This window comes from Sideroxydans lithotrophicus ES-1, from assembly GCF_000025705.1.
GTDB lineage: Bacteria > Pseudomonadota > Gammaproteobacteria > Burkholderiales > Gallionellaceae > Sideroxyarcus > Sideroxyarcus lithotrophicus.
The window spans coordinates 1829434-1844227 of the sequence record NC_013959.1 but is presented as its reverse complement, the minus strand read 5'-3'; the positions used below and the strand labels follow the sequence as shown (position 1 = coordinate 1844227).

Below are 14794 nucleotides of genomic sequence, written 5' to 3'. Positions count from 1 at the left end.
CTCAGCCATGAGAACCCCTAATATCAAAGCGACTCTGTGGACCATACTTTCCGTCGTCATGCTCATGGACGCCGGTGCCGCTGCCGCAGCGACCATCCCCGTCAACCTGACTGCGCAACGCATGAATGCCACTTTGCCGGACGGGGCTATAGTGCCGATGTGGGGATACTGCACCACCGGCGCATGCACCGCTGCCTGGGCTCCGGGGCCGACCATCGTCGCAGCACCCGGCGACACGCTGCAAATCAACCTGACCAACAGCCTGCCGGTGCCGACCTCCATCATGGTCCTGGGGCAATTGGGCGGCGGCATGGGCATGCCGACGCGGATGCCGAGCCCGGCACATCCGGCGCAAAATTTCAGCACCTTCCCGAACAACGCAGCGGCCAGCCCCGCATTCGTACCACCACCGCAACTGGATCGTGCGATGTCATGGGCAACCGAAGTCGCCGCGAACGGCACGACTCCCACGACATTGACCTGGAACAATCTGCGTCCCGGCAGCTACATTTATGAGGCCGCCACCTTGCCATCGCTGGAGGTACCGATGGGACTCTACGGCGTGCTGATCGTGACCCAGGCGCCTGCAGTGCCAAATGGCACCACGGTGACGACGTTCGCCAGCGGCAATGCCTATCCTGCCGCCAACGCCGGCGCCGGTGTCCCTTATGATTCCGACGCAACCCTGCTGTTCAGCGAAATCGACCCGATCCAGAACGCCCAGGTGGACACGGCGGCAATGGCCGGCACCAATGTGAACCTGCGCTGGAACGACCCGTCATGCAACACCAGCACCGCAAACACCTGTTACCCGGCGGCAGTGAATTACACACCCACCTATTTCCTGATCAACGGCCAGGCCTACGACAAATCCGCGCCACAGAAGTCCGCGTTCGCGGTGGGCGCCTCCGAATCGAGTGGCAATGTGCTGCTGCGCTTTCTGAACGCCGGCTCGCACACGCACATCCCAACCGTGGTCGGCCTGCCGATGTCGCTCGTCGCCGAGGATGGCAATGTCGCACCCGGCATTCCGAAAATTCAGGATGAGGTGCTGCTCACGGCAGGCAAGACGTACGATGTGATCGTCAATCCGTCAGTCACCGCCGGTCAGTTCAATCCCTCGACATTTGGTGTCTTCGACCGCCAGCTCAGCCTGACCACGGCAAACGGGCCGGATGGCGGCCAGCAGGGATTCCTGCTGGTCAATCAGCCAGTCGACACCACGACTGCGACCGGCTATGCAGCGGGAGTATTTTCCGCCGTTGCCACACCAACAGTGGTCAACGATTCCTATCAGGTGCCCCTGAGCACCGCGATCAACGGCAACGTAAAACTCAACGACATTGCAGTCGCCACATTGTCGACGCTTACACAACCTGCCACCGGCACGCTGAGCTTCAATGCAGACGGGACTTTCATCTACACTCCAACGGCGGGATTCAGGGGAACCGATTCCTTCACTTATACGGCGAGCAATACGACCGGCCAAACGGCAACGGTGACATTGAACGTCGCCGCGAGCGGAACCGGCGGTGCACCGACAGCCGCCACCCAAACCTATACCAGCACCCTGGCCAGCACGTTCTCGGCATCGCGTCCCGGTTTGCTGACCAACGCCAGCGATCCAAGCTCGTACCCGCTGACGGCATCGCTGGCCACGGCGGGCACTTGCAGTTCGGTAACGGTGAACCCGGATGGATCATTTACCGCAATTCCCAATACCGGCACGACATCCTGCCAGTTCACCTATGTGGCCACCAATTCGCAGGGCACCGCCAGCTCGCCCGCCACTGCCACCGTCACATTTGTTCCCGCCGGCATGGCGACCGGACTCAATGTGGCCGTGGTCGATGCGACCAGCGGGATGGCAATTACGGATTATCGCTGGACCATCCAGGAAGACCAGACATTCAAGGTTGACCCGACCGGAACACCCGTGCTGGGGACGCGCACGCTGGGCACCAGTTTCCACCGGAGCAACATGCCGGTGATCGCAACCGGTTGCGTCGGTGCCGTGAGCTGCGGTAGCGGACAGCAGGTGCGCGGCGCCGCGGTTGCCGCACAGGTTGCGACGCAGATCGCCGATGCCGTTCTGGATCCAACCAAGAACTACTACATTTCCATCCTGCCCGGCGATGCCGGGAACCCGGTGGGCGGCTGCGGCAGTACCGATCCCACAGTTTGCGACCCGGCCGGCAGCGGCCACATGATGGGCGGCGCGGAAATCAAGCCGCAAGTACAAGTTGGTACCACCACCGCCAAAGCCTGGAATCCGGTTTCAATCGCATTGCAGGCCACTCCGCTCGAACCGGCACAGTTGAGTGTCTATATCTATGAGGACAATGCGCCGACCAACGGGCAAAACGACCTCAACGAAAACGGGCTCGGCGGATTCAACATCATCCTGTTCGACCCGGCCGGACGTACTGGCGATCCCGCCGGCCAGCAAACCTACGATGCCTTCAACATGCCGCTCAGCAACTGGCTGCTCGGCAGGCCGGGTTGCCCGGATGACAGGAATACCAAAACCAACGGCACCGCCACCAGTGCTACCGGCAACGTCGTAGGTGTCATCTACACCTGCCCGAACGATCCCAATGCTGGCACTGCCCAAGCCGATCCTGCCAAATACGCCTTGGCTGGACACGCCTTGATCAAGAACCTGACACCGGCACGCTATGACGTGTATGCCCATCCGGGCGCGGGGCGCGAGGGAGCCGGCGAGGTCTGGTGGCAAACCGAGACACTGGAAGGAACGCCCGCCCAGGATGCCTTTACCGGCGTCAAGGAGCCCGTGTACTTCCAGGAATTCGGCCCGCCCGGATTCCATACCACGATCGGCTTCGTCAATCCGGCGCACGTGGCAGCCTATGCGGCGGCCAACGGGTTGACCGGCGCGCAGACGGTCACCGGACATGTCACCAATGAGCATATGTCGCATCCGTCTGACGTGACGCTGTACGATTCCGGCGCATATGACCTGCTCAGCTCGACGACCTGCCAGGTCGCACTGAATTCGCAAAGCGGCACCGGGCCTTCCATCGCTGCCGCCCAGTGCGATGCGAACGGCAACTTCACCCTGACGGGCGTCCCGCCGGGCACTTATGAACTGGCGGTGTGGGACCAGTGGCTGGACCAGATCATCCAGACCCAGGCAGTCGTCGTTGGCACCGCCAATGTCGCTCTCGGCAACATCCCGGTGTTGAGCTGGTTCACGCAGCATGACCAGAACCTGTTCATGGACCTCAACAAGAACGGCGTCTATGACCCCGGTGAACCCGGCATACCCAATGCGCTGATGACGAACCGTTTCCGTAACGGTGCCATCTCCAACCAGACGCTGACCGACAGCAACGGCAACGGTCTGCTGGCCGAACTGTTCCCGCTGTTCAACTGGTATGTGAGCGAAGCCGACACCACGCGCTACAAACAGACCGGCGTCAATATCTTCGTCGATGCCGGCGGTGCGGTGGATGCGACCGGCCCTGGTGCCGGACTATGGAGCTCGACCTATGCAGCCTGTCCGGGAGGAGCGCCCTGCAGTTCAAACGTCGTGCAGGTGCCTGGTTCATATTCATACGGTAATCAGGGTTTCATCAGCCAGCGTAACCTGATCAACTGGGGACGTGTACCCTACGCGCCGGGCGAGAACGGTGGCATCCAGGGCACCGTGGTTTACAGCAGTACGCGCCCGTTTGACGACCAGCGTTACAACATCCAGACCATCTGGGAACCGCTGGTGCCGCGCGTCACGGTGAACTTGTACCAGCAGACAACCTTGCCCGACGGCACCAAGACGCTGAAACTGGTCGATACCACGCAGACGTCCAGCTGGGACGACTGGGCGAACACTGTCAAGGGTTCGGATGGCGCGAACTATATTCTCGGCGCAGACGGGGTGTTGCGGAATCCCGTCACGGGGGTTCCCGCGGCCGCTGGCGTGACGGCGGGAGCACAAGTCAACATGCAGTGCCCGGGGCAATTGCCGGGACCGGCGGCAGGCGCATTGCCACCATACAACACGACCCAGGTCGATCCGTTCACCAACTACACATTGAACAACGATCAATTCCGTTGCTACGACGGTTTCCACAACTGGAACCAGGTACAGCCGGCTCCATATGACGGGCGCTACAATTTCCCGAGTGCGGCCTATGTCGCGGCGCATCCGCTGACTGCGGCGCAGGCTGCATTCGGCCAAACGCTGGTCAGCCTGCCGCCCGGCCAGTACGTGGTCGAGGCCGTGACACCGCCGGGCTATGAAATCGTCAAGGAAGAAGACAAGAACATCCTCGTCGGCGACGCTTTCAACGCGCAGACAACGCAGCAATTCGGCCCCTTGGCCAGCATCTTCATCCTGCCCGACCAGGCCACGTTGAATGACGGGAACCCGTTCGACCCGAACACCGGCGATCCCGGCTTCCAGAGCAATCCGACGTCGGATCTGGGGGTGACGGCATCGATGATCTCTTTCCCGGAATGCGTGGGCAATATGCACCGCGTGCCCGATTACCTGAGCCTGTTCCCGGCCGCGCAACAGGTCGCGCCGTTCGCCGGCATGGATCGACCGCTGTGTGACAGAAAGCTGGTCACCCTGACTGACCAGACGCAAGCCAGTGCCACGTTCTTCGTCTTCACCGAAGTGCCTGTCGCCGCCAACAACACCGGCATCATCCTTGACGATGCCTCGTCGGAGTACAACGCGGCGGCGCCCGATTTCGGCGAGAAGGCTTCCGTGCCGTTCGTTCCGGTGTCGACCAAGGACTTCAATGGCCGCGAGATCAGCCGTACCTATTCCGACCAGTGGGGCGCATACAACATGATGTTGCCGTCGAGCTGGCTGGTGAATCCGCCGACTCCGTCCGGCTATGGACCCAACATGCTCATCAACTGCATGAACGATCCGGGCCCGATTCCGGCCACCAATGCGCTTGGACAATATGTCGACGTAAACGGCAACGTGGTCGCCACGGCTGCGTTGGCCGCGAAGATCACCGACCCGCAATACAACCCGGCTTACAGCAACTTCTGCTACACCAATCCGTTCATGCCCGGGCAGTCGACCTATCTGGATACGCCGGTGTTGCCGATCGCTGCCTTTGCGGCGGGTTACAACCCGACCGATTGCGCCTACCCGGACGCAACCCCGGCCATCCTGCGCGTGGATAGCAGTGCCGGCTTCGGGCCTTACCTGACCACTGCTGGCGGCACGTTGACCATCACCGCGCTGGGCGACCAGCAGGTGCAGAACCCCGCCTATGCGGGTCCCTTCGCCACCAGCGGTCCGGCCAGCAAGCGCACGCTGTTGCGTCACTACGGCTTCGGCACCCAGGGTGCGGGTAGCCAGGTCACCATCGGCGGCCGGACTATGCAGGTGTCCAGCTGGACCGACGCCAGCATCACCGTCAATGTGCCTGCCAATACACCAAGCGGCGAGCTCGTGATCACCGCCGCCAACGGCAAGGTCAGCGTCGACACAGTGACCGTCACGCTTGAAGACCGTGCACCAGTGCGTGTGCAGGGTGCCAGCGGTCAGACCATCCAGGCGGCCATCGACACTGCCAAGCCAGGAGACCTGATCCTGGTCGATGCGGGCACATACAACGAGCTGGACATCATGTGGAAGCCGGTCCGCCTGCAAGGCGTGGGCGCGGCTGATGTCATCATCAACGCAGCCAAATACCCGACCAGCAAACTGGAAGTCTGGCGGCCAAGGATCAATGCCATGTTCGGTATTGATACCAACACCGGCAACCAGTCCACGACGGGTACTCAGGTCGATCCGCTACCCGGCCAGGAAGTCACCGGCGGCGTGGTATTGCTTGAACCCTCAGTGCTGGGCACCGAGGAAGGTGCCGGCATCACCGTGCTGGCCAAGGGCTACAAGGCCGATGGTGTAACTCCCTTGACGGCCAGTGCCGCGGATTGCGCGTACAGCTCAACGACTGTTGCGTTCGATCTTGTGAATGGTGCCAACACTGTACCGCAGCCCGGGCTCAGCAACTTCCTCTGCGCACCATCACGCATCGATGGTGTCAGCATCACCGGCGGCGATGCCGGCGGCGGTATCTATGTCAACGGCTGGGCACACAATCTGGAAATCGCCAACAACCGCGTATACGGCAATGCCGGTGCGCTGAATGGCGGTGTCCGCATCGGTGTTCCCTACCTCGAAATACCAGGCTATGTGGGGCAGTCCGAAAATCCTGAAGGCTTGCTGACCGGAAGCCCCACCTTGGTCAACGGTGCCATCGCCGGCTTCGGTTACGACCAGAGCGTGCGTATCCACCACAATTCCATCACCAAGAACGGCGTGGTTGAAGGCACCACCGGCCAGGGCGGTGCAGGTGGCGGCGTGTCGATCTGCACCGGTACTGACGGTTACAGCGTCGACCACAACTGGATCTGCGGCAACTTCAGCCAATCGGACGGCGGCGGTATCGGCCATCTCGGCTTCAGCCAGAACGGCACCATTGCGTTCAACGAGATCCTGTTCAATCAGAGCTTCCAGCAGACAACCTCGACCCACGGCGGCGGCATCTTCGTCGGCGGCGAGCCAACGCTTGCGCTGCAAACGGCGACTCTGGGTACGGGTAACCTGACCATCGATTCGAACATCATCCGCGGTAACTTCGCGGAATCGGGCCAGGGCGGCGGCATACGCCTGCAACAGGTGAACGGCGCCGATACACAGGCCTTCCCGGGCAACTTCGCTCCGTGGAACAAGGTGACGGTGAGCAACAACATCATCGACAACAACGTGGCAGGCTGGGTCGGTGGCGGCATTTCAATGAGCGATGTGCTCGATACAAGCGCCATCATCAACAACACCATCGCCTCGAACGACAGCACCGGTACGGCTGGAGTCCTGCTTTCGGGTACTGGAGAAACCGCGACCTCGACAGGCAACGGGCGGCCGGGTCCGGCTGGTATCTCAGCTGAACCGACCAGTCCGCAGTTGATGAACGCGATCTCGACGAGTGTCACCAATCCGGTGCGTGTGGCCAACCAGATCGCCAGGCCCATGCTGGAAAACAACATCGTCTGGCACAACCGCTCGTTCCGCTACGGTGTGGTGGCCGGTCAGGGCGCGCTGTGTTCTTCCAACAACGGCAGCACGGGTTGCACTCAACTGCCGGCCCAGACGGTTACCGGCCAATGCACCGGCAGCCCGGCCTACTGGGATCTCGGCGTGCTGGGCGATACCAGCGTCACGCCTAACAGGAATGCCAACTTGCGCCTGAATCCGGTCTATTCCGTGCTGACCAGTACTAGCGGTTACGGCAACAACGCGACGACGCACAACAGGACGACCGACCCGCTGTTGCTTGACCTGTATTGCAACGGTTCGCGCGTAATGCCCGAGTTCCCGGCAGTCATCAATCCGCCAAGCATGAAAGCCATGCAGGCCGTGCCGACAGTGGACGAAGGCAACAATTACGTCAACGTGCGTTACGGCCCGCTGTACCTGATCAAACCGACCAGTACAGCAGGCACGGCCTATGCCGCTTTCGGCGACTACCATATCGCCACCGCGTCGCCGGCTGTGAATAACGGCGGCAGCGAGCTGGCACCCAACCACGACGTCGACGCGCAGGTCCGTCCGCAAGGCACAGGCTTCGACATCGGTGCCGACGAGGTAGCCTCTGCAGGCAGTGCCGGCCACCTGTCGGTGTTGCCCGCAATGATCGACTTCGGCCAGCAGCAGGTCGGCATCCCGGCGACCTTCTACCCGGCGCAAGTGATCACGGTAAGCAATAACGGCAATGCTGCGCTGGCGGGAGGTGTCGCTCTTAACATCACTGGCGGCAACGGCAACTTCGCCATCGTCAATAACAACTGCGGTGCACCACTGGCAGCCGCGGCAAGCTGCACGTTTGGCGTCCAGTTCACGCCGAATGCCTATGTGACGCGGTCGGCAACGGTGACTGTAAGGACTGGCAACCTGACACAGACAGTGCAGCTATACGGCACAGGCGCACATCCGGCGCAGTCTGTGGCACCGACCACGCTGACCTTCACCAGCCAGCTGATCAACACCACCAGCGTGAGCCAGCCGGTAGTCGTTACCAATACCGGGTACGGGCCGCTGACCGTCACGGGCATTGCCTTTGCCGGTACCAACTCGAACCGTTTCAGCCAGACCAACGATTGCCTGGCAACCCCGGTACCTGTTGGCGGCACCTGCACGGTCAACGTGAGCTTCACGCCTGTCGCGGCAGGGACTTTCACGCCCACACTGCGCATCACCTTCCAGACCGCGACGATACCGTCGACCTTGCAGACGGTGACGTTGAGCGGAGTGGGAACGGTTCCGACGCTGTCGCAGTCGCCGCTCGCTTTCGGTACTGCGCCTCCGGCTGACACGACCCTGACCGCGCAGATCAACAACGGGGCGGGCGACGGCAACCTGACGATACTCGGCGCGTCGATCACCAGCGGTGCCGCCTACTTCCACATCGCGCCGAACTCGACCTGCACCGCGGGGGCGATCGTGGCCGCAGGCAACAACTGCGACCTGAATGTGACCTTCACGCAGATTCCGGCGACGAGCACAGCGAACCGCCGGGGCAATGCGAGAGTCATTACTTCCGGTGGCACGTTCAACATTCCGCTGAGCGGAAACTAGGAGACGGGCCGTGATAATAAAAACAGAAAGTGGGTTACTGCTCGCGAGCTTGCTCGCGGGCGGTTTTTTTCTGGCGCCGGGCTCTTGTGCCGCCACCGCGGACAACCCTGCAACCGTCGCCCAAAAAACAGCCTCTGCTTCGCCGACGGCAAGCAACAAGACGAAATTTGCCGGGACCCGGCCCAGTCTGTACTACAAGCGCAATTGGGGTGTCGATGTGGTCGGCGTACATCCGGTATCGTCGGGCGAGATGCTGGAATTTCGTTTCCGCGTGCTGGATAAGTCCAAGGCCAACGCACTGTTCGACAAAACGTTGCGGCCATACCTGATCGACAATGCGAGCGGCACCCGGCTGGCCGTTCCGACGCTGGAAAATATCGGAACGTTGCGCCAGGACATCGCGGCCAATCCGGAGCGGATCTATTACATGATCTTCGGGAATCCCGGAAGGATAGTCAAAGTGGGCAGCAGCGTCGACGTTGTGATAGGCAATTTTCATATTGATGGATTGATCGTGGATTAGGAGAAACAAGATGACTACTCGACTCATTACACTGCTTTGCTTATTGCTTGCCGCGACACCATCCTATGCCGCAAACAAGAAACATGCGGCTGCCGGCAGTGCGCTTACCGCGCAGCAGATCGTCGACAGAAATGTTGCCGCGCGCGGCGGACTAAAGGCGTGGCGTGCGATTCATACCATGCGCATGACGGGCAAGATCGACGCGGGAAGACTGAGGACGAAGCCGCCCGTTCCCATGTACGCACTGACAAAAACGCACTTCGATCCCGGCAAAATCAAAAGCGAACCGGAAGGAAAAATGGTTCGGCTGCCGTTCGTGATGAACCTGGCACGTCCGAACAAGATGCGCTTCGAAATGAAATTCCGCGGCGATACCGCGATCCAGGCCTACGACGGGACCAACGGCTGGAAATTGCGGCCCTTCCTCGGGCGCCATGAGGTCGAACCCTTTACCCCGGAAGAAATGAAAATGGCGAGCCAGCAGCAGGATCTGGACGGATTCCTGATCGATTACGCCGCCAAGGGTACCCGGGTGGAATCGGAAGGCATCGAAAAAGTGGACGGTAACGATGCATACAAGCTCAAGCTCACCCTCAAGAACGGCGACGTGCGCCATGTCTGGGTGGATGCCAAGAGTTTCCTCGACGTGAAGATCGACGGTACGCGCCGCATGGACGGCAAGCCTAAACAGGTGGCGACCTATTTCCGCGATTACAAATCCGTGAAGGGGCTCAAGATTCCGTTCACCATGGAAACCAGTGTCGAGGGCGTAAAGGGTTCGGAAGACATTTCGATCCAGCAAGTGGTGCTCAATCCCAAGTTGGCTGACGCGGAATTCACCCGGCCCGACTGAAATTGAAGGAGGCATCATGCAATCAAACCTGACTATCCTGGCGGCCGCGCTTGCCATCGGTCTGTCCGGTGCTGCCGCAACCAGTGCCTATGCACATGATGGGATGCATATGGAAATGATGGACATGTCCGGCTCGGCCGATGTTCATCACGCGGTGCAAAAAGTGGTACGCAAGACGATGAATTACAACGTGCCCCGCGTCGAACTTGTGCGCGACGACAACCGGACCGTGTTGCTCCCCGACGAAATGAACGATGGCCGGCCGGTCATCATGAATTTCATCTACACCACCTGCACGTCGGCTTGTCCTCTCACCAGCCACACCTTTCAAGAGCTGCAGGCGAAGCTCGGAAGCGAGCGTAACAAGGTCCACATGATCTCGATCTCGATCGACCCGGAGCAGGATACGCCCAGGCAACTGGCCGAATATGCGCATAAGTACGATGCCAAATCGCAGTGGCAGTTCTATACCGGCACCAGCGAAGCCAGCCTTGCCGCGCAGCGCGCTTTCGGCGTGTATTACGGCGACAAGATGGATCACACGCCGGTAACGCTATTGCGGGCGGCGCCCGGAAAAGCCTGGCTCAGGATAGACGGCTTCGCCTCGGCGGACGACCTGCTGCTTGAGTATCGAAAACTCGTCTCCACCCCATAGGGTTCTGCGGAGTTAGGCAAATGCGTGTCCTGACTGCCCTGATCCTGTTCATCCTGCTGAATCCCGTTGCGACCGCGGCGCCTGCCGCGTCTGCAGGTGAAACTCTCTACCGTCAGGGCTTGCTGCCCGACGGAACAGTGCTGCAAGGAACCCGGGCAGAGGGGGGCGATGTTACCGGTGCAGAGGCGGCCTGCGTTGCCTGCCATCGCCGCAGCGGCCTCGGCACGCAGGAGGGACGCTACGTTATCCCGCCCATCATCGGCAAGTACCTGTTTCGCGCCGGACTCAGGAATATCGAGGATATGACCACGCCGCACGTCGCGGGTTACCGGCCCAACCGCAGCGCCTACACCGATGCCACGCTGGCCCGCGCTATCCGCGATGGTCTTGATGCGGATGGACGCAAGCTTAACTACCTGATGCCGCGGTTCAAGCTGGACGACGCGACCATGGCATCCCTCGTCGCCTACCTCAAGCAGCTGACCAGCCAGCCGGTGCCCGGCGTTTCTGAAGACACCCTGCAGTTTGCCACCATCATTACGCCCGATGCCGATCCGGTAAAGCGCAAGGCGATGCTGTCGGTGCTCAACCAGTTTTTTGCCGACAAAAACTCGTTCATTCGCGGCGGCCACCGGGCCATGCACTCGGTACGGGAAATCAAATACCGCGTCATCCGGCAATGGCAATTGCATGTGTGGGAGCTGAGCGGGCCACCGGAAACGTGGGAGCAGCAATTGCGCAAAAAGCTGGCGGCAGAGCCGGTGTTTGCAGTCATTTCCGGACTCGGCGGCAAGACCTGGGCACCTGTCCATCGATTCTGCGAAGACGAAGAGATCCCCTGCCTGCTGCCCAACGTGGATGCGCCGGTCGTCGCCGAAAACGATTTTTATCCGGTCTATTTTTCCAAGGGCGTGTTGCTCGAAGCGCAGTTGATTGCAGAACAGATTCGGGGAATGCAGCAGAAGCCGCTCAGGGTTACCCAGATATTCCGCCGCGGGGATATCGGAGAACAGGCAGCGCAGGCGTTACGGGTGGCGCTTCCGTCCGCGCGGATGAAAGTGAACGATGTTGTGCTGCCGCAGCAGGGTTCGTCACAGGCGCTGACCGACGCCATCAGGAACGCGGCTGCCGATAGCGCGGTCGTGCTCTGGCTGCGTCCGGGCGACCTGGCCGCACTACCGAAAACACCGCCTGCCACCCCGGCGATTTTCATTTCCGGACTGATGGGCGGACTGGAAAACGCACCTGTTCCGGCGTCTTGGCGCACAACGGCCCGCCTGACCTATCCGTTCGACCTGCCCGACCAGCGCAGGGTGCGCATGGACTATCCATTCATGTGGTTCAAGGTGCACCAGATGCCCGTCATCGACGAACGGGTCCAGACCGATACCTACCTGGCCTGCGGCATCCTGGCTGAGACGTTGAGCGGAATGCTGGACAGCTTCGTGCGCGACTATCTGGTGGAACGCGTGGAAACCATGCTGAGCTATCGCGTGATCACCGGCTACTACCCGAGGCTGGGATTGGCGCCCGGCCAGCGTTTCGCATCCAAAGGCGGGTATATGGTTCGATTCGCTGATCTGGCAGGCCCCCGGCTTGTGGCTGACGGAAACTGGATTGTTCCTTGATCTCTGGGGGAGCTGAGCCGGATTTGGCAGTTCTTAAAGACTGACATCGCTGACACCATGGGAATAAGTTCGACAACTGCGGCATGAGGTTTTTCATTCACCAGATAGGGATGCGGTTTATATTTGTGCGAAGGAGGTGTCTGGCACGATCAGTCACAAGGCTGTCGCATCGCTCCAAAACATCTTGGTGGCATTCATCTCTCGATGAGCTGGATTCCGCATGCCATGAATGTTAATTATTGGTTACAGGCGGATTTTCTTTCGATTTTAAATTGCCCCACTCGTGCTAAAAGGCTATATTTCGCTTGAGGAGCGAAGAAATGCCTAGTGAAACTCAGAACAAGCGCTCCATTCTTGAGGCGCGCCATCATGACCCCTTTTCATATCTGGGGCTGCATCAGAACAAGTCAGGCTGGGTTCTGCGCGTGTTTCAACCTCATGCGACCGAGGTCGCGGTGCATGACGGCGACGCATGGCAAGCTCTCGATCGCGACAGTTCCAGTGGTTTCTATATTTGGCAGGGCAAGCAGTCCCTTCCCGCCCCGTGCCGCCTGAGGATCAATTTTTTCAATCATGTGGTCGAGATACATGATGCCTACAGTTTTGGCAGCAGCATCACCGATCACGATCTGTATCTTTTCTCGGAAGGTCGTCTGGAACAGGCATACCGCATGCTTGGTGCGCACCACATGGAGGTGCAGGGCGTGTGGGGTGTGCGTTTTGCTGTATGGGCGCCGAATGCCGAGCGCGTCAGCGTGGTGGGCGATTTCAACGGCTGGGACGGGCGTATCTATCCGATGCGCGCGCTGGGCAGCACCGGCGTGTGGGAGATATTCGTGCCCGACATCGGTTTGGGGGAATTCTATAAGTTCGAGATACGCAATCGCCACTCCGGCGAGGTGTTCGCCAAGACCGACCCCTATGGCTTGAGCTTCGAGATGCGTCCCGGCACTGCAGCCAGGGTGTCGGTGCTGGACGGTTATCAGTGGCGCGATTCGGCATGGCAGGGGCAGCGTGCCAGCCGCGACTGGATGCACGAATCGCTGAGCGTTTATGAGATCCATGCCGGTTCATGGAAGCGGCATTGGGACGGGCGCTTCTACAATTTCCGCGAGTTGGCCGACAGCCTGGTGCCTTATGTGCAGGAGATGGGCTTCTCGTATATCGAACTGATGCCGATCAGCGAGCATCCGCTGGATGAATCCTGGGGCTATCAGACCACAGGCTATTACGGTGTGACCAGCCGTTTCGGCACGCCGGACGATTTCAGGTATTTCGTCGATGCCTGCCACGTTGTCGGTATCGGCGTGATCCTCGACTGGGTGCCGGCGCATTTTCCCAAGGACAGCTGGGCGCTGGCGCGTTTCGACGGTACGGCATTGTATGAACATGAGGATCCGAGACTGGGCGAGCATCAGGACTGGGGCACGCTGATCTTCAATTACGGGCGCAACGAAGTGCGCAATTTCCTGCTGGCCAACGCCCACTACTGGCTGAGCGAGTTCCACATCGACGGTTTGCGCGTGGATGCGGTGGCTTCCATGCTGTATCTGGATTATTCGCGCAAGGCCGGGCAATGGCTGCCGAACAAGTTCGGCGGTCGCGAGAACATCGAGGCGGTGGATTTCTTCCGTGAGTTGAACGTGATGACGCATGAGCGTTTTCCCGGCACGTTGACCCTGGCCGAGGAGTCCACTTCCTGGCCCATGGTGTCGCGCCCGACCTATCTGGGCGGGCTGGGTTTCAGCATGAAGTGGAACATGGGCTGGATGAACGATACCCTCGACTACATCGAGCACGATCCGGTACACCGCAGATACCACCATAACAGCCTGACCTTCGGCCAGCTCTACAGCTATACCGAGAACTTCGTGCTGCCGTTCTCGCATGACGAAGTGGTACACGGTAAAAAATCCCTGATCGACAAGATGCCTGGAGATTCCTGGCAGAAATTCGCCAATCTGCGTTTGCTGTTCACTTATCAGATGACCTACCCGGGCAAGAAACTCAATTTCATGGGTAATGAATTCGCACAGGGCCATGAGTGGAAAGTAGGTTCAGAGCTGGACTGGTATCTGCTTGGCCGCAGCGAGCATTCTGGCGTCCAGTCCACATTGCGCGACCTGAACCGGCTGTATTCCGATGTGCCCGCACTGCATGAGCTGGATTTTTCCCACGAGGGCTTTGAGTGGATAGATTGCAACAGTGCCGACCAGTCGGTGCTGAGCTATCGCCGCATTGCTCGCGATGGTTCATATGTGGTGGTGGTCCTCAATTTCACACCGGTGCCGCGCGAGGGGTATCGCGTAGGTGTGCGGCACAAGGGTTGTTACCGCGAGATATTCAACAGCGACTCGCACTACTATGGCGGTTCCAACATGGGCAACGGTCTGGGCATGGATACCTCGGACATGAGCTGGAACGGCGAAATGCAATCGCTGGCACTGACGCTGCCGCCGTTGGCGGGCATCGTATTGCAGCGGGTGTCCTGATGGCGTAAAGGGGA

The 14794-nt window shown here is 60.1% G+C and carries 6 protein-coding genes; all 6 read left to right on the top strand.

What is annotated here, in order from left to right:
* The first annotated feature begins 7 nt into the window (after positions 1-7).
* The 6 genes from SLIT_RS09085 to glgB all read left to right on the top strand — a co-directional run bounded on the left by SLIT_RS09085 (position 8) and on the right by glgB (position 14780).
* Entirely contained in the window at positions 8-8629 is an 8622-nt protein-coding gene (locus tag SLIT_RS09085) for a choice-of-anchor D domain-containing protein (protein ID WP_013029943.1), read from the top strand.
* A 10-nt stretch (positions 8630-8639) separates the two neighbouring features.
* Positions 8640-9152, top strand: a complete 513-nt coding sequence (locus SLIT_RS09080; RefSeq protein WP_013029942.1) for a hypothetical protein — start codon at positions 8640-8642, stop codon at positions 9150-9152.
* Between the two features lie 10 nt (positions 9153-9162).
* A complete protein-coding gene (locus SLIT_RS09075) occupies positions 9163-10005 on the top strand; it encodes a LolA-like protein (protein ID WP_013029941.1) in 843 nt (280 codons plus the stop codon).
* A gap of 16 nt (positions 10006-10021) precedes the next feature.
* Entirely contained in the window at positions 10022-10660 is a 639-nt protein-coding gene (locus SLIT_RS09070) for an SCO family protein (RefSeq protein WP_013029940.1), read from the top strand.
* Between the two features lie 20 nt (positions 10661-10680).
* Positions 10681-12288 (top strand): cytochrome c/ABC transporter substrate-binding protein, encoded by a 1608-nt coding sequence (locus SLIT_RS09065; protein ID WP_013029939.1) that lies wholly within the window; start codon positions 10681-10683, stop codon positions 12286-12288.
* Between the two features lie 320 nt (positions 12289-12608).
* The gene (gene glgB, locus SLIT_RS09060; RefSeq protein ID WP_013029938.1) at positions 12609-14780 is read left to right on the top strand and encodes a 1,4-alpha-glucan branching protein GlgB; all 2172 of its coding nucleotides are present in this window, start codon (positions 12609-12611) and stop codon (positions 14778-14780) included.
* Positions 14781-14794: the final 14 nt, after the last annotated feature.

What these genes read in the sequence shown, in the direction of transcription:
- SLIT_RS09065 (WP_013029939.1), top strand. Translation starts at nt 10,681, where the DNA reads ATGCGTGTCCTGACTGCCCTGATCCTGTTCATCCTGCTGAATCCCGTT.
- SLIT_RS09075 (WP_013029941.1), top strand. Translation starts at nt 9,163, where the DNA reads ATGACTACTCGACTCATTACACTGCTTTGCTTATTGCTTGCCGCGACA.
- SLIT_RS09070 (WP_013029940.1), top strand. Translation starts at nt 10,022, where the DNA reads ATGCAATCAAACCTGACTATCCTGGCGGCCGCGCTTGCCATCGGTCTG.
- SLIT_RS09085 (WP_013029943.1), top strand. Translation starts at nt 8, where the DNA reads ATGAGAACCCCTAATATCAAAGCGACTCTGTGGACCATACTTTCCGTC.
- glgB (WP_013029938.1), top strand. Translation starts at nt 12,609, where the DNA reads ATGCCTAGTGAAACTCAGAACAAGCGCTCCATTCTTGAGGCGCGCCAT.